At 38.6% G+C, this 17,279-nt stretch carries 16 protein-coding genes and 1 pseudogene; 3 read left to right on the plus strand and 14 right to left on the minus strand.

The window, feature by feature from the left end:
* Nucleotides 1–22: 22 nt before the first annotated feature.
* The 9 genes and pseudogenes from ACEE75_RS07050 to ACEE75_RS07090 form a co-directional block, all read right to left on the minus strand.
* Nucleotides 23–280: a hypothetical protein gene (locus tag ACEE75_RS07050; protein ID WP_447574154.1), complete on the minus strand. Its 258-nt coding sequence runs from the start codon at nucleotides 278–280 to the stop codon at nucleotides 23–25.
* Nucleotides 273–548: a DUF6290 family protein gene (locus tag ACEE75_RS07055; protein ID WP_447574153.1), complete on the minus strand. Its 276-nt coding sequence runs from the start codon at nucleotides 546–548 to the stop codon at nucleotides 273–275. Before ACEE75_RS07055 ends, ACEE75_RS07050 begins: the two co-directional genes overlap by 8 nt.
* Nucleotides 549–658: 110 nt before the next feature.
* A complete protein-coding gene (gene pepV, locus ACEE75_RS07060) occupies nucleotides 659–2,068 on the minus strand; it encodes a dipeptidase PepV (RefSeq protein WP_447574152.1) in 1,410 nt (469 codons plus the stop codon).
* Nucleotides 2,058–2,486, minus strand: a complete 429-nt coding sequence (locus tag ACEE75_RS07065) for an ACT domain-containing protein (protein ID WP_447574151.1) — start codon at nucleotides 2,484–2,486, stop codon at nucleotides 2,058–2,060. The genes pepV and ACEE75_RS07065 overlap by 11 nt, the downstream gene beginning before the upstream one ends.
* Nucleotides 2,486–3,088, minus strand: a pseudogene (locus ACEE75_RS07070) (nitroreductase family protein). Before ACEE75_RS07070 ends, ACEE75_RS07065 begins: the two are co-directional and overlap by 1 nt.
* A gap of 58 nt (nucleotides 3,089–3,146) precedes the next feature.
* A complete protein-coding gene (gene uvrC, locus ACEE75_RS07075) occupies nucleotides 3,147–4,937 on the minus strand; it encodes an excinuclease ABC subunit UvrC (protein ID WP_447574150.1) in 1,791 nt (596 codons plus the stop codon).
* A gap of 58 nt (nucleotides 4,938–4,995) precedes the next feature.
* On the minus strand, nucleotides 4,996–6,207 hold the full coding sequence (locus ACEE75_RS07080; protein ID WP_447574149.1) for an Mbeg1-like protein: 1,212 nt from the start codon (nucleotides 6,205–6,207) through the stop codon (nucleotides 4,996–4,998).
* A gap of 10 nt (nucleotides 6,208–6,217) precedes the next feature.
* Nucleotides 6,218–6,685: a GNAT family N-acetyltransferase gene (locus ACEE75_RS07085; protein WP_447574148.1), complete on the minus strand. Its 468-nt coding sequence runs from the start codon at nucleotides 6,683–6,685 to the stop codon at nucleotides 6,218–6,220.
* A 53-nt stretch (nucleotides 6,686–6,738) separates the two neighbouring features.
* Entirely contained in the window at nucleotides 6,739–7,041 is a 303-nt protein-coding gene (locus ACEE75_RS07090; RefSeq protein WP_447574147.1) for a nucleotide pyrophosphohydrolase, read from the minus strand.
* Between the two features lie 109 nt (nucleotides 7,042–7,150).
* Here ACEE75_RS07090 and ACEE75_RS07095 point away from each other — a divergent pair, with 109 nt between their 5' ends.
* On the plus strand, nucleotides 7,151–7,846 hold the full coding sequence (locus ACEE75_RS07095; protein WP_447574146.1) for a response regulator transcription factor: 696 nt from the start codon (nucleotides 7,151–7,153) through the stop codon (nucleotides 7,844–7,846).
* Complete coding sequence (locus ACEE75_RS07100) at nucleotides 7,843–9,270, plus strand: sensor histidine kinase (RefSeq protein ID WP_447574145.1); 1,428 nt, start codon at nucleotides 7,843–7,845, stop codon at nucleotides 9,268–9,270. Before ACEE75_RS07095 ends, ACEE75_RS07100 begins: the two co-directional genes overlap by 4 nt.
* A 121-nt stretch (nucleotides 9,271–9,391) precedes the next feature.
* Here ACEE75_RS07100 and ACEE75_RS07105 read toward each other — a convergent pair whose 3' ends face one another.
* Both ACEE75_RS07105 and ACEE75_RS07110 read right to left on the minus strand, forming a co-directional pair.
* Nucleotides 9,392–11,713: a glycoside hydrolase family 68 protein gene (locus tag ACEE75_RS07105; protein WP_447574144.1), complete on the minus strand. Its 2,322-nt coding sequence runs from the start codon at nucleotides 11,711–11,713 to the stop codon at nucleotides 9,392–9,394.
* A 69-nt stretch (nucleotides 11,714–11,782) separates the two neighbouring features.
* Nucleotides 11,783–13,447, minus strand: a complete 1,665-nt coding sequence (locus tag ACEE75_RS07110; RefSeq protein ID WP_447574143.1) for a glycoside hydrolase family 32 protein — start codon at nucleotides 13,445–13,447, stop codon at nucleotides 11,783–11,785.
* A 127-nt stretch (nucleotides 13,448–13,574) separates the two neighbouring features.
* Here ACEE75_RS07110 and ACEE75_RS07115 point away from each other — a divergent pair, with 127 nt between their 5' ends.
* Nucleotides 13,575–14,198, plus strand: a complete 624-nt coding sequence (locus ACEE75_RS07115; protein WP_447574142.1) for a DUF3862 domain-containing protein — start codon at nucleotides 13,575–13,577, stop codon at nucleotides 14,196–14,198.
* A gap of 247 nt (nucleotides 14,199–14,445) precedes the next feature.
* Here ACEE75_RS07115 and lepA read toward each other — a convergent pair whose 3' ends face one another.
* The 3 genes from lepA to ACEE75_RS07130 form a co-directional block, all read right to left on the minus strand.
* Complete coding sequence (lepA, locus tag ACEE75_RS07120; RefSeq protein WP_354368807.1) at nucleotides 14,446–16,275, minus strand: translation elongation factor 4; 1,830 nt, start codon at nucleotides 16,273–16,275, stop codon at nucleotides 14,446–14,448.
* A gap of 84 nt (nucleotides 16,276–16,359) precedes the next feature.
* Nucleotides 16,360–16,773 (minus strand): nucleoside-diphosphate kinase, encoded by a 414-nt coding sequence (gene ndk, locus ACEE75_RS07125; protein ID WP_427895689.1) that lies wholly within the window; start codon nucleotides 16,771–16,773, stop codon nucleotides 16,360–16,362.
* A 265-nt stretch (nucleotides 16,774–17,038) separates the two neighbouring features.
* Nucleotides 17,039–17,203 carry a hypothetical protein gene (locus ACEE75_RS07130; protein WP_354368803.1) on the minus strand — a complete coding sequence of 55 codons (165 nt, stop codon included), beginning with the start codon at nucleotides 17,201–17,203 and terminating at the stop codon, nucleotides 17,039–17,041.
* Between the last annotated feature and the right edge of the window lie 76 nt (nucleotides 17,204–17,279).

Below are 17,279 nucleotides of genomic sequence, written 5' to 3' on the forward strand. Positions count from 1 at the left end.
CTATCAAAAAAACATTCCAACGTCACACGATGTTGGAATGTTTTTGTATGATATCTAAAATAACTAATCTATCCGACTGCCACTCTGCTAAAATCATTGACCCTGAAAAATCAAAATAACAAAACTCGTACAGGCTTCCCTCTACACGCTTCCCCATCAACTTGGGATTAGGGTGACTTCCAAGTTGTTCTTCTAGCCAAAACAATAAATCTTCTTGACAGTCTGTTGGCAAAGAATGGTATGATTTATAAGAACGATAGGAAAACATGACCTTACACATCTCTTTTCTCCTTCAACAAATATGACAAGGAAAATAACACAGGAGCTTGATCATGAGCTTTTTTTGCCTTCAAACTCTTATAAAGGGCTAACTCATTTTCTGCTTGTTCCATGATGACTTGCTTGGCAAATTGAGCTAATGTCATCTGATTTAAAGTCGCTAATTCTTGTAATAAGGCTTTTTCATCATGGGTTAGAGTGATGGACACAAAACCTTTTTCCTCTCTCGATTGTTCATAGCCTTCAATTTTTTTACGAATACTCAGCATCCTAATCTCCTTTCATCCTATCTATTCGAAAAAAGTAAGGAAAAGTTGAGTAATCGTTTCAAATTTTTGATTTTTCTATCTAGAACAAGATTAATTTTGAAGAGATTACCTTATTTAATCAATTCGTAAATAGCTTCTGCATAAATTGCAGCAGAGCGGAAAATATTGTCTAATGGCATGTATTCATTAGCTTGGTGCATGGTATTTTCATCTCCTGGGAACATGGCACCAAAGGCAACCCCACGCTCTAAAAGACGCCCAAAAGTACCGCCACCAATAATCTGTTCATATCCTTTAAGACCTGTTTGTTTTTCATAAACAGATAAGAGTGTTTTCACCAACTCGTCATCCATAGAGGTATAGTGTGGCGTATGCTCGTGCTCAGACCAACTGACCTTCGTGATACCTTCTAACTTCTCAAGACCTGCTTTGATGGTCACCTTATCTATACCTTTAGGATAGCGGAAATTCAGTGCAATGGTATTATCTTGACTAGTTTCATCAAAGCTAAAGATACCAGCATTCATACTGAGTGCTCCCATACGCTCATCAGTGTAGGCGACACCAAGTTTCTCTCCTGAAAAATCCTGATGTAAAACAGTCGCCGCAATGTCAATAAAGGCCTTAGCACTTCCTTCAAACGCATAAGGTGACAAGAATGTCGCTAAATAAGTTGCCCCGTTGATGCCCTCTTCTGGTGTTGAACCGTGTGCAGATTTTCCAATAATGGTCACAATCACCTTTTGTCCTGAGCTTTCTACTGTACCAGAAACTTCTGGATGTTCCGCTATGAATGTTTCTAAATCTGCAGACAAGGTGGCTGAATCAATCTGACCTGATAGCTCTGCTCTTGCTGATTCTGGTACCATGTTTTCACGTAAGCCACCTGTAAAACGATGCAGGGTAACTGCTCCGCTATTTTCTCCAGAAAAATGAAGGTATTCCGTAATATTTCCTTTTTCACCATTGATAATTGGAAATTCTGCATCTGGGGAGAAGCCAAAGTCAGGATCTTTAAGGCCATTGTGGGCAAAGTAATAATCCATATCTGCCCAACCTGACTCTTCATCAGTCCCTACGATAAAACGAACTTTTTTAGAGACTGGCAGACCAAGTTCTTTGATAATCTTTAATCCATAGTAACAAGCCATTGTCGGCCCTTTATCATCGCTTGAGCCACGTGCATAAAGTCTGCCATCCTTGATGACGGGTTGATAAGGATCTGTCTCCCAGCCTGAACCTGCTGGCACAACATCTAAGTGGGCAAAGATTCCAAGAACTTCATCTCCTTCACCAAACTCAAAATCTCCAGCATAATTGTCAATATTACGCGTCTGATAACCATCACGCTCTGCCATCGCTAAAAAATGCTCCAAGGCACGAACAGGTCCTGGACCAAAGGGATGCTTGGCATCCGCTTGACTATCATCACGCTCAGAGTTAATTTCCAAAAGGCTAATCAAGTCAGCTATCAAATCATCTTTACGTTTTTCTACTTCTGCTTTAAAATCAATTGTCATTTTTCTCTAAACTCTCTTTCTGTGCTCTTTCTTGTAATCCTTTTAATGTTCTCATCGCCAAGTCCGCTTTATCATATGGCACTAAGATATGATCATGGTAATTTCCAGCTATCACATTGCAGCTCAAGCCAACTTCTCCTAATGCGCTTGCAAAAGCGGCTGTTAAACCGACTGCAGCTAAATCAGAGTGAACATTTAGCGTAATCCAAGCTGATCTAAACTGAGCCTCTAAGCCATAGGTGTGTGCAATTTTTTCCGTGACAAGAACTGACAAACCTTCCTCTTCTTTAATACTTGCCTCAATCAAGTCAAAAGGAAGTTGTGACGAAGCAGTCAAGGTCGCAAACACAAAGACCTCTTCTTTTAAAACAGGCTCCATGCTCGCCAAAAGCTGATTTAAATCTTTGATGGCTGCCATTACCTTACCTCCATAATGTCATCTACAGGTAAACGATAGGTTGGCTCAGCCTTTTCATCACTATACCCCACTGTCACTAAGACTTCTGGTCGAAAACGATGGTCAATCTCTAACACTTCATTGACTTTTGTCTTATCAAAGCCAAGAAAAATATTTGAAGCCAAACCTTGATCGGTCAGCGCTAAAACCAAATTCATCGTCACCAAACCAATATTTAAAGCTAGATAGTCGCTAGTGACTTGCGGGCTAAACTGCTGAAACATAGTGGGGTAGGCTTGCATATAGCGACTCAAGGCATCATCAGATAAAATTTTAACCCCATTTCGAGCAATTTTACGTGATCATTTTGGAAGATCTGTGTCGCTAAAAATAGCAATAACATATTGTGCTTCCTGAGCTTGATCTTTATTGCCACCATACATCACTTCTGCTAGTTGCTGTTTTCTCTCTTTTACAACTACAAACTTCCATGGTTGAATATTATGAGCAGAGGGGGCTAACGTAGCGATTTCAATCGCTGTACGAACATCCTTAATATCAACCACTTGATCTGTAAAATGTTTTATGGCATGACGTTTTTTATTGAGTTCTAAAAATTTCATGATGAAACCTCTCTAATTCTATCAGATGGATCTATTCTACCATTTTTTGAAAGAGTTTTCAGTCATTAGACTGATTTTCTTCTTGCAATTTCTCCAATACAGCCTGGGCCACAACCTTGGGAATCCCTACGGTTATAATGTCCTCTAGACTAGCTTCTTGGATTGCTTTTAAGCTTTTAAAATGCTTCAGTAAATTTTGTTTACGCTTAGGACCAAGTCCTGCAATACCATCCAACTTAGATGAAAAGGAATTTTTACTCCGCAATTGACGATGGAAGGTAATAGCAAAACGGTGTACCTCATCTTGAATCCGATGCAAAAGGAAGAACTCTTGAGAATTACGAGGCAAATCAATGGCCTCTAAAGGTTCTCCAAATAACAATTCATGCGTTTGGTGCTTATCATTTTTTTGAAGACCTGCAATTGGAATATCTAAGCCTAGCTCCTCTTGAATGACTGATTTTGCAATATTGACCTGACCTTGACCGCCATCAATAATAATCAGATCTGGCGGAATTAACCCATCGCGTATGACACGGCTATAGCGCCGTCTGATCACTTCACGCATGGAGGCGTAGTCATCAGGTCCCACAACTGTTTTAATTTTATATTTACGATAGTCTTTCTTGCTAGGTTTACCATCAATAAAGACTACCATAGCTGATACAGGACTGGTCCCCATAATATTTGAATTGTCAAAAGCTTCAATACGAACAGGAGTTGGAATATTTAGTAATTCCCCTAGATTTTCAACAGCCCCTTTTGTTTTTTCTAAGTCTTTCTCTAAAAGATCAAACTTCTGTTGTAGACTAACACGCGCATTTTTAGTGGCTAAATTCACTAATTGCTTTTTTTCCCCTTTTTGAGGTTTAATAACCTTGGTATCAACCAAGGCTTTCACTAATACCTCATCAATATCTTGAGGAATAAACACTTCTTTTGGCATTAAGTGCTTGCTATCACGATAAAATTGCCCAAGATAAGTTAAAAAATCTTCTTCAGGATCATTATAATAGGGAAAAAGGTTAACATCTCGTTGAATCAACTTCCCTTGCCTGACAAAAAAGACTTGCACACACATCCAACCTTTATCAACAGCATAACCAAAGATATCTCGATCCATCAAATCATGTGCCATCACCCTTTGCTTAGTACGCAAGGTCTGAATGGCCTTGAGTAAATCACGGTATTCTGCTGCCTTTTCAAATTCCATGCTAGTCGCAAAAGTCTTCATCCGCTCTTGCATATGGGCAATTAACTTGTCATCTTTCCCACTCAGAAATTGCTTAACATCCTCCGTTAGCCCCTCAAAATAGCCTGGTGGATTCTGGCAGACTGTGTGGGCGTTACACTGTCCGATATGATAATAAAAACAAACCTTTGAAGGAGGATTAGTGCATTTTTTAAAAGGAAAGAGGCGGTCTAGGAGCCTTTTAATTTCATTAGCTGCTCCAACATCTGGGTACGGTCCAAAATAATGACCCCCATCCTTTTTGATGGTACGCGTAATCAACAAACGAGGGTAGGTTTCGTTTGTAATTTTAATAAAGGGATAGGATTTATCATCTTTTAACTTGATATTATATTTAGGCATATTTTCCTGAATTAAGTTAATTTCAAGTAAGAGAGCCTCAATATTTGACTCGGTGACAATAAACTCAAAATCCACAATTTCAGATACTAACATCTCTGTCTTGGTATCATGACTGCCTCTAAAATACGAACGAACACGATTTCTTAAGTTTTTGGCCTTACCAACATAGATAATGGTGCCGTTTTTATCCTTATGGAGATAACATCCTGGATTATTGGGTAATAATTCTAGTTTATGTTTAATCAAATCATTCATATGTTTATTATATCAGAGATAAGAAAAGAGAGTAAAAAGAAAATTCTCTCCAGAAGCATTAGGAATCTGATTTCTTTTCACTCTCAGACTGACTTTCATCGACATCTTTTTCCTGTCTTAACAAAGGAAATCGGGGAAAAGTAATAGGCAAGTTAAAAACTGGTCGATCTTGCCTTATTTTTTCTTGCCACTCCCTAGCATACAAGGTTAACAAGAGGTTAGCTGACCTCACTAAAACCTCTCGGCGTTTCGGGTCTAGATTACTATTTGCTGACAATAACTTAGAAAATGTTGTTCGTCCATCTTGTAAAAAGTCATTTAAGCTATCTACCCCAGCATCCAAGAAGAAATCAAATACCGTATCCACCAATAACTTCAATTCTTGGCGAGTAAGGGTCTGATTCCACTCTTTAAAAATCTTCTCACAAATCAAACTCATCTCTGTTGCTTGTTCTGCTGTCTGAAAGACATCTCCTTCAATCTCCCATGTTTCAACAGCATGTTGTGAGATCCCTCTTGCTTGGCTCTCGATGATTTTACATTCAACATCAGACTCCATCAAAATTCCCACTAAAGATTCTTTAGGACGAAGAGCAATAATCTTAGAACGAATAGCTTTATAGGATGGGCTGCTTAGCACCTCCTTATGAAGTCCTGGAGCATCTAACATATAAATTAAGCTAATTTTATCCTGTAAATCGTGTGAAATACTGGCTCCCGCATAAACGGCTAAGTTTCCACCTTTTGAATGGCCTGAAAGAATCACCCTACCTGACAATGAAGGTAAAACCATTTGCAAGTAGGCTTTTGCTGAACGTTGAGCTGGAATTTCTCTCATATACGTCATCTGAAAGTCTTCTTTCCAACCAATAATCGAGTCATCCGTCCCACGATAAACAATTTGCTGATGATGGATTTCTGGAAGAGAAAACACCATCGCTGCAAACTGCTTTTCATATTCATGGCTGATGTCATTTGTATAATGTGAAAGGCTTAAAGTTATAAAACGTTTTGTCTGACACACCTCAAGCAAAAGCTCCAATCTAGCCTTGGTTGCCAAAAAATCTGGAACAATCGCCTCAATCTTCTGACGATGCTCTTGATAGATTTGACTGAGGATAATCGGTTGACTAAAATCCAAATCTAAACCATCTCCTTGCTCAAAGGGAAGATAGCCCAACTCATTAATAATAGCAATATCCACCTCTGTCAAGGGTAATTCATCAAATGTTTTTGTACCATTCTCTTTTAGGTAATTAATATAATTCACATTTTAGCTCCTAATCTAAAATTTGCTCCATAACCGTCATCTGAGGAATTAAACCAAGACGTTCGTAAAAACGTAAAGCTCCTTGATTGGCATTCCAAACGTCTAAAGTAACATTATAACACCCAATTTCTCTCGCATAAGCTAAGGCATATTGATAGAGCTTCTCCCCGATTTTTTGACCTCGAGCAGTTTCATCCACACACAGATCGTCAATGAATAGGGTCTTAACAGACTCTTTTGCAAGTCCTCCATGCTCTTGAATAATGGTAAAAAGGTGCCCTAAAACACGATTTTCTTCATCTACAAATACAAAAACAGGTTTTTGATCATCCTCTAAAAGCTCTTCTAACTCCTGTCGGCTGAACTTACTCCCCTCTGGTTTAAATAAATCTGGGCGAGCAAGATGGTGAACATAAAGAACCTGTCCTAATAAATTTTCAAGTGCAGAAATATCCTCACAGCTAGCACGTTTAATCATTCTATAAAACCTCCAAAATATTTTTTCTATTATATCTTTTTTTAAAACTCCCATCAAGATTGTTTTTCTTGTTCTGGTAGAGGGTATTTGATGGCATTTTTGACTAATTTTTCTCGAATGATGGTTTCAATATCTAACCCCAACTTCTCTGTCAGCAAGAAAGTATAGATAAGGACATCAGCAATTTCTTCTTTGACGTTGACTTCATCTGCCAAATCTTCTCCCCATTGGTAGTTTTCTAATAATTCCGATGCTTCAATCACAATAGAACTCGCCAAATTACGTGGCCTATGTGCCTCCCCCCAGCCTCTTGCATCACGAAAAGACAAAATTTCCTCAATAATTTCCTTGGTCATCATTTTACTCCTTGTTTTTCTTCCTATTATACTACAAGAAGAATCCTTTGACTTGACAAAGATAATCATTTAGCATTTAATGGAATAAATCAATAAAAAGCGAGAACTTATGAACCAATTAATTTATGTTGCAGATGATGAAAAAAATATTCGCCAGCTCATCGAAAATTTCTTATTAGATGCAGGTTTTAGAGTATTGAGTTTTGAAACTGGGGACGCTTTATTACAACGTTTTAATCAAGAACCAGCTGATCTTGTCATATCCGACGTCATGATGCCTAGGATTGACGGCTTTAGTCTAGTAGCTCAACTCCGCAAACAATCCGATATCCCTATCATCCTTCTAACAGCTAGAGATAGCGATGCTGATTACATGACAGGTTTTACTATGGGAGCAGATGATTACTTTACCAAACCATTTTCTCCTGTTGCACTAACCTTAAAAGTAAAAGCTACCTTAAACCGACTTGAAAAAACACCTCCCCTATCACAACAAGAAATAAGTCTTGGGGACTTACATCTTTCTCTTGATCAGAGAACTGCCTTTTATAATCAGCAAGAACTCCACTTAACCAACACTGAATTTCAACTGTTGCAGTTTTTAATGGAGAATGCCGAAAAAGCTCTATCCCGAGAAGAGTTATTAGAAAAGGTATGGGGATACGATAGCGATGTCGAAACACGCGTCACTGATGACACCATCAAACGATTACGAAAAAAACTAAGGGCAGTTGATAGTCATGTTTTTATTGAAACCGTTTGGGGATTTGGTTTTAAACTGATTGAAAAAAAGGAGACAAAATGAAAAAATTTTTCAATCCTAGACTTAAAACCAGTTTATTTCTCATCCCATTAACGAGCTTGGTCCTTGCTTTTATTCTAATCTTCTTGGTCTTCAACCTTACTATCCGCCAATACATTGAGACCAGTACAGCTTCGGCAATTTCTCAACAATTTGATACGTTAGATCAACTTTATCAAAGTACAGGTACAAGCCAGCAACTAGATACCTCCAATCAAAATCAAGCCATCTTTTCAACCCAATACCTGATCACAACTGATGATTTTGAAGAAGAGTATTCCTCAATATCGTCGAATGATAGTAAGCAAAAAAAAGTTTCTAAACAGCTCTTAAAATTTCTCTCTAACGAAGAAGATGATATCGAGCATCAACTAGAAGCTGAGAAGGGAATTATTGTGACGATAGATGGGAGTAGTTACTATCTTAAAGCTAAAGAATATTGGGGGGCTATTTCAGACTACTATGTCACTGACTCAAAAGATGATGATGATGGCGATGATGCTAGTCATCTTGCATTAGTTTATACCAATATTACACCCATCCAAGATTTTCTAAACTTAATCAATAACCTGTTACTTGGACTAATGGTGCTAACCGGTGGATTAGCCTTTGTATTGATTTTTTTGACCGCCAAAAAAATTGATACTGCCTTTCAAACTCTGAGGGACTTCATCTTAAAAGTTGGACGTCGTGAAAAAACAGATAACATATCAAAACTAGCTTATCAAGAATTTAATCAAGTAGCAGATACCGTTCAAGAAATGTCCAACATGATTGAACAAAGTCAAGCTAGCCAGCGCTATTTTTTCCAAAATTCCTCACATGAGCTTAGAACTCCACTTATGTCTATTCAAGGATATGCCGAAGCTATCAAAGAAGGCATCGAGACTAATCCTAAAGAATCTGCTCAAATTATCCTAGATGAGAGTCAGCGAATGACAAAATTGGTGGATGACATCTTACTTTTATCAAAATTAGAAGGTAACCAAAGTCAACTTCATATTGAGGAAATCAATACCAAAGAACTCATTTTGGATTGTTCTTGGCGTTTAAAAAGTTTAGCTGAAGAACGGTCATTAAACTTTGTTCATAAGTTGGAAGATTATCTTTTCATTCAAGGAGATGAAGAAAAATTAGAACGTGCCATCACCAATATCTTATCTAATGCTATCCGATACGCACGGTCAACTATCACTATTTGTAGTCTTGAAATCGATGATTGTTTTCAAATTATCATCAAAAATGATGGCCCGAAAATTCCAGAAAAGGGTCTAGAACACATATTTGATAGATTTTATAAAGGACAAGATGGTCAGCACGGCATTGGACTAGCTATCACTAAAGAAATCATATCAATTCATGGCGGTGACATTACAGTCTCATCTACATCAGAGCAAACTGTCTTTACCTTGATACTCCCTAAATAACAAAAACTCCATTAGCTAATATGCTAGTGGAGGCTTTTTAGTCACCAAGAAAAATAGAAAAAGATTTAGCTGACTTAAGCCAAATCTTTTTCTAACTTTTTAAGTTTTATTATTCCTAAAATTAGTGTTTTTTACGGTAAGTTGACACACCAAAAGCACCAACGATAGACATCATCACTAAACCTAACGCTTGAAGTGGGTTAGTTGCTTCACCTGTATTTGGTAAAACTGATGCTGATTGCGTACGAGTTGCACGTGGTGGGAAACCATCGTTATGACCTAATCCTTTAGGACTAGATGGTTGAGATGGTACGCTAGGTGTCACTGGTTGTTCTGGAGTAACAGGCTGCTCTGGTGTTACTGGTTGTTCTGGGGTAACAGGTTGCTCAGGTGTTGTTGGGTAGTAAGGTGTGTGTGGTTTTAGTCCGTAACCACCGATACCACTCCAATCAATGTAGCCATCATTTTCACCTGGTAAATAAGATGTCTCAAATGTTCCTACAGTATTTTGTGTTTCACTTGATTCATCCCAGATCCAGTCACCTTGTTCTGTCATCTTAGCTAGAACACGTGTTGTATTATCAGGAAGAATTTGAATTAAGAAACTTGGTGCCCAAGTTGAGTTGTTTCCTTTACCTGCAACTTCATTACGGTTTGTCATGTAGGCAGTAACTAGCAACGTATCTGATGACCCTTCTACTGGCACAGCATAATAAGAATAAGTTGCTGTGCGCCAGTCAGCTGGTACTGAAGCTGTCAAAACAATACCAGAATTGTTAAGTGGTGTATAACCTGAAGTTAGTGAATCTGAAACATAACCCAGCATCACAACGTTATCACCAACAACTGAGTTAGCAAGATTCCAAGCAATGTTGTTGCTTCCGTGGTTTAATCTTGAAGCTGCAAATAAATAATATTTGTCTCCTAGCTTCACAACATTTGGACGTTCAATTTCATCACTAACCATTGGTGAGCTAACAAGTGGAGTATAATATTCTTGAATGGTTGGATTTTTTTCAGTTCCTGATAACTTCAAAATACCAATTGCTGCATTAGAAAACTTCGCACGTTCGTACATATCAGAATCTTCTAAAATAGTAAACAGACTCTTAACGTTATAAGCTGCATCTCCACCATAGTTAGCCCAATTATAAATTTGGTCCTCACCCTGATAATTTTGAGTTCCTGTACTTGCTTCAAAAATAAGGTAACGGTTTCCGTCCTCATCTTCAATCACATGTGGATCACGCATGGCGATGTTATCTGCACCAGTGAATGTCTCGCGCCATTGCTTGTAACTTTGATAATAGTAACCATCTCCACCTTCTGGAGTCAATACGGTATCATTTTCAACTGAAACCAAATAAACATCCGTATCATCGTATGATAGATTCAATGTAGCCGTTGCAAGTTGCTGATTGTTACTATTATTATCACTTGTGTCAACATGTGTGTAGTAAAGTTGGATACTTCCATCACTATTTACCACAGCTGAACCTGACCATTGTTGAATTAATGCAGTAGAGTTGTAGCCAAAAATAGCCCCTGCATTTTTCCAGTTATCAAAGTTATTATCTCCATATTTATTATAAAGAAGATAAAGGTGATTATCATTTGTATTTGGAATCCCCATCATGGCTACAACAAGTTGGTAGCCATTCCAATTGACCACTTCACCTGTTTTAATATCTTGAACTGGCCAAGAATCCCAAACATCTAAGTCAGCAACTTCACCTGTTTGAGCATCTTTGGTTGTCGCTGCTGCCATATTTTTAATAGCCGCAGCATTAAAGTAAGGGATTGCATAACGTTCGTCTTGCGCAATTAGAGTATTAGCGATATCTTCAAATTGCTTGTACGTCATCTGAGAACCTGTTTCCGCTGTCAGATTACGTTTAATTTTATTCAAAGCAACTTTTTGAGCATCTGTTAGTGTATTTAAATCCAAACCTGCTTCTTTTGCAATGGCATAAGCTTCATCTGTTAAGCCGTATGATGCCGCTACTGACTCTGAAGTTGTAGCAGTTGTTGAGCTTACTTCGCTTGTTGCTGTTGTTGAAGTTGCCGATTCACTAGTAGCTGTTTCTGATGTCGCTGCAGTGCTTGTTGTTACTGCTGTTTCACTAGCGGTACTTGTTGCTTCACTAACAGCACTGGCTACTTCGCTAGTAGCTGCTTCTGATGTCGCTGTTGTTGAAGTTACTGATTCTGTAACAGCTGTCGTTCCTGCTTCAGAAGTAGCCGCCTCTGAAACTGTTGTTGAGCTAGTATCAGTGGTAGTTGATTCTGTTGTGGTTGCATCTGTGGTAGCCGTTGTAGCTGGAGCCGTTGATTCTACTGTATCAGCAGCTGCTGCTGTTGCCGTTCCCGCTACAAATAAACTTGCAGCTGCCGCACTGACAACAATCCAGTTTTTCTTTGACTTACGCATTTTTTTACGCATATTCATCTCCAATACTTTCTTAAAAATTTTTCTAATTTCTATTATATATATATATATATTTGTCAAGTATTAGTTTAACACCAATAATGACAGTATAAGACTCTCATTTGTCGTATAAAGTTTGACATCTTGATGATTTTGATTAGAAAAACGTGATAAAGTATAGGACTGACCATCTGGAAAGAAAAATTCTACAACGCGATCATCTGTAAAGATATCTACTTTAAAGGTCTTCCACTGAGCTTTATCAAATGATACTTGATAACCCTCTCCATCACCTAAAAGACCATCATAATAATAGCTCGACGACACTTGTCCTTCTAAGCCATTATCCAACTCACCAGCTCGTGTACTAACTTGTAGGATTTCTTGGTCCATATCGATCTGCATCCTCATATAATCTCCTCCTTGCCAAATATCAAGATAAACTTTACCTGACGGCAGGGTTTCAGCGATCAACTGGTACCTTTGACGAGAGGGCTGATGAGCTAAGTCCACTAAACCATATGCCCTTGTACCATCTTTTCGAGTATTTTCAAAAGCTTTGCGATCTTGTGAGATTGGCTGTTGTACTGTAATATTTTTATACACTTTTTGAAGGGTAGTTTTATTGGTGATCACAGTCTGTGTTAGGGTAAGATCAGGATTTAATGTTAGCTGTCTTGCTAAACTATAAGTACCCAAATGGTCAATATAATCGCTCTTAGCTTCTTGATCGCTGTGAATCCCTTTGGCAGAGTAATTCCAGTTGCCTATCCATCCCATTGTAACCAGCTCGTCACTGACTTCATCTAACGTTTCACTACCAGAAAAATTAGCCCCATAATAATCTGAGCCTAAGTCTAAGCGTTTAGTATTGGTTTCTGCCACAAAAAGTCCATTCTCATCAAGACGCCCTACCGTATAGTAGGTCCCTGTAGTTTCACCTTTTGAGGCATCTTTGGCACCAAAAAAGAGGATCTGCTTTTCTTTTCCATCAGAGGTTTGCATGGTTTTGATAACTGGACACTCAACAGGTGCATTTCCATCCCATGTTCTTCCTTTAAAAAAAGTAGAAGCTAAAATCTTGCTTTGACCTTTTTGATCAGCCTTTGACCAGTTAAGCCCGTCTTTTGAGCGATAGACTCCTATAACATCACCTTCTGCCACATACATCAATAACTCATCTTTATAATAGGTGACATAGGGGTCTCGAAAATCTGATTGATTAGCTGACAGGGAGATGGTTAAAATAGGCTTACCACCATTTAAGACATGCGAGTAGCGTTTGCCGTCTTCCGACCAAAGTACCCATATATTCTGACTACCATCGTCTTTTTTCAAGCCTGAGATATAAGCTATTTTCCCGCTAGGTGCAATATCTTTAAATAGACCTCTACTGTTAGTGATGACAGAGCCTGTCCAAGCCGATCGAAATCCCTGAGTCTTGTGACCGCCTTGTGCTGAAATCGCACTTGTTTGAGGGGAATAGGTGATAAAGTCACTTGTTGTTGTATGATACCAGTCCTGCCCATTTTCACCAAAAGGGTTTGAGGCACCATCTTTTGAATGTAGGAAATAAATATCATAATATTTTTTCTCGTCATTCCAAGAAATTGTCTGCAAATCGTTTGACCAGTTATCTTTTACAGTCAAATGATAGGGTTGTTTTGATTCTGATAATTGTTTTTGACAAGCCGATAAAATTGCTAGCATAAAAAACAATAACACTGAGATAAGAAATTCTTTTTTCATAGGCAACATTATATCTTGTATAAATATGATTTGCAACTTGCCCACCTTTAAAATTGTTACTCTTATGACACAATATTGACATAAATCCATGCTATAATAATCTAGTATTGAACGAAAAGGAGTTATCATGAAAAAAATTTATAGTCTATTAGCATTAGGTTTATTAGCCACTTCCCCTGCATTGGAAGCTATTTTATTGCCACAAGCAGACGTGGTCTATGCTGACGATGCGAAAACTGTTGAAGAAAACAATAAAAGTACCAAAGCAGAAACTAAGTGGCGTGCACTATTTGATAAAATCACTGTTGGCGATATGATGGCAGAAAACCCTGAGGGCAGCTCTCTTGACGATGTTAAAAAATTACTTGGAGAGCCAAAAGAGTCTGAAAAAGATGATTCTTATGGTATCGAAACTGAAATTATGACATGGGAAAAGAAATCCACTACGATTACCCTTACTTTTTCTAAAAACAAAGTCGTTCACAAAGAAATTCAAGGCTATCTTTACAATCGTACCTCAAAAATCGGTTTAAAAGAATTTAATGCTTTAGCTGATAATCTGTCTTATGCAGATGCTGTTAAAACTCTTGGCAATCCAGATGGCTATAGCGAAATGATTATAGATGGTGAAAACACCAAGACAGCTTACTGGCAAACTGGTATTAAGCGTAAAAATGGCGATGCCACAATCGTCCTTACTTTTGATAAAGATGTCCTAACAAGCAAAACACAACAAGAACTGAAAGATTAAGATAAATAAAGAGGTTGGACTCAAAGTCCAACCTCTTTATTTAGAGTTCGTGTCAACATCTCAGCCTAGTGGTTGATGGGGGTAACCATCCAGTGGGTTGTTAAAACTCGGAGATAGAATTTTTCAAAGCAACTCTCTTCGGGTCGTGTTCTACAGTCCAACCCTCAAAGGTTGCCTGAACCTATAGATTTGGAAGTAAGAGGAACTCATTTTCAATTTGTCACGTTCTTTTCCACTTCCTTTTTGACTATTTTTGCTCTTCATCCATTGAAAGAACAGATAAGAAGGCTTCTTGTGGCACCTCAACGGAACCAATCGCTTTCATGCGTTTTTTACCGGCTTTTTGTTTTTCAAGGAGTTTACGTTTACGTGAAACGTCACCCCCATAACATTTGGCAAGGACATTTTTACGAAGCGCTTTGATATCTGTACGCGCCACAATTTTTTGACCAATTGCAGCTTGAATTGGCACTTCAAACTGCTGACGTGGAATGATTTTTTTGAGCTTATCAACGATGAGTTTTCCACGTTCGTAAGCAAACTCTTTGTGGACGATAAAGCTAAGAGCATCGACCTTGTCTCCATTAAGAAGGATATCCATTTTAACTAATTGTGAGCGACGATACTCTGAAATTTCATAGTCAAAGCTAGCGTAACCACGTGTTGATGATTTCAATTTGTCAAAGAAATCAAAGACAATCTCAGCCAGTGGGATTTGATAAATGACATTAACACGGTTATCATCGATATATTCCATGGTTTCAAAATCACCACGTTTGCGTTGAGCAAGCTCCATCACCGCACCAACATATTCTTGCGGTACCATGATTTGTGCTTTAACATAGGGCTCTTCAATGAAATTGATACGTGTTGGGTCAGGAAACTCAGATGGGTTTGAAACTTCTAGCATCTCACCATCAGTAGTATTAACATGGTAAACTACAGATGGAGCGGTCATGATCAAATCAATATTAAACTCACGTTCCAAGCGCTCTTGAATAACATCCATGTGCAATAATCCCAAGAAACCACACCTAAAACCAAATCCTAAAGCTTGAGAAGTTTCTGGCTCAAACTGCAGACTGGCATCGTTAAGTTGGAGTTTTTCTAAAGCCTCCCTTAGATCATTATACTTGTTAGACTCAATCGGATAAAGCCCTGCAAAAACCATAGGGTTCATTTGCTTATAACCTGATAGAGCCTCTGTCGCAGGGTTATCTGCTAAAGTGACGGTATCTCCGACACGGGTATCTGCAACTGTCTTGATAGAAGCTGCGATGTAGCCAACATCCCCCGTTGCCAAATACTCACGCCCCACTGCTTTAGGGGTAAAAATACCAACTTCTGTTACATCAAATGTTTTGCCATTTGACATCATCTGAATCTTGTCTCCTGGCTTAACCATACCATTGACGACACGTACTTGTAAAATAACGCCACGATAAGCATCATAAACCGAGTCAAAGATAAGCGCTTGAAGAGGTGCTTCGACATCTCCTTGAGGAGCTGGTACCTTCTCCACAATCTGCTCAAGAATCTCCTCAATCCCAATGCCTGCTTTGGCTGATGCAAGAACAGCTTCAGAGGCATCGAGTCCGATGACATCTTCCACCTCTGTACGCACGCGCTCAGGATCTGCGGCTGGAAGGTCAATTTTATTAATAACAGGTAGAATTTCTAAATCATTATCAAGTGCTAAATAAACATTAGCAAGAGTCTGTGCTTCAATTCCTTGAGCAGCATCGACCACTAAAATCGCTCCCTCACAAGCCGCTAGAGAACGAGAGACTTCATAGGTAAAATCCACGTGACCAGGGGTGTCAATCAAGTGAAAAATATAGGTTTCTCCATCTTTAGCAGTGTAATTTAACTCAATAGCATTTAGTTTGATCGTGATGCCACGCTCACGCTCCAAATCCATACTATCCAATAGTTGAGCTTGCATTTCACGACTTGAAACAGTCTCTGTCTTCTCAAGAATACGGTCTGCTAAGGTTGATTTTCCGTGGTCAATATGGGCAATAATAGAGAAGTTACGAATCTTCTCTTGACGTTGTTTAAGTTCTTTGATGTCCATTTTTCTTCCTTGTCACATTTTTATCAATAGTATTATTATAACATAAAAAGGGCAGGAAAAAAGCTCCCCCCTCATCATGCTACTTTATTTTCCAAACCAAATCGCAATTTCACGCTCTGCAGATGCTAAAGAATCTGATCCATGTGCGATATTTTGAATAGAACCTCCATTTGGTGCAGTCGCAAAATCACCACGAATAGTTCCAGGGTGTGCCTCTAGAGGGTTGGTTGCCCCTAGCATCTCACGCCAAGACTTCACAACTTCTGGCCCTGAGATAATTCCCGCAACCACTGGACCACTCATCATAAACTCGGCAATACTAGGGAAAAAAGGCTTGTCCACCAATTCTGAATAGTGTTCTTCCAACAAGTCTTGTGTGATCATCCGCATATCTAATTCTTCAATGACAAATCCTCTACGTTCAATACGATGCAATACCTCACCGATCAAGCCACGTTTGACACCATCTGGTTTGATCATAAAAAATGTTTTTTCCATCTTGTCACCTCTTTGTTTCTTTTTTCTATTTTATCATAATTTTCTAAAAGAAACATCTATTTTCTGAAAACAAAGGGAGTGAAAAAAACTTGACTAGTCAAAAAGAGTTCCCCCTCACTTCCAAACCTTCAGCTTAAACTATCCAGAAGACAGCTTAAGGGGGAAATGAAGAAAACTCTATTCGCATCAGTCGTTAATAATCAGATTTTGGGTGTAAAAATACGAACCCTAAAAAGCGAGGCTGGACTTAATCTCCAGCCTCTTCTTAATGAAGATGACCAAATCCCAGCCAATCCACTAGCTGATGAGAAATAGGTTCACCTGTCACATCTTTGAAGCGCTTCATAGTGTCGAAAACTCCCCTAAAATAAGTCAACCCAAGCCCTTCAAGAATTAGTAAAATAGCAACGGCTATCATAATTTTTAGCATGGTAGGCCTCCTTTCTGGTTAAGAAGCATCCCTACTTTTATCTACCATTATTATAGCACTTTTCACCTTTCTTTAG

The sequence above is a fragment of the Streptococcus sp. 11273D007BT genome (genome assembly GCF_053547195.1).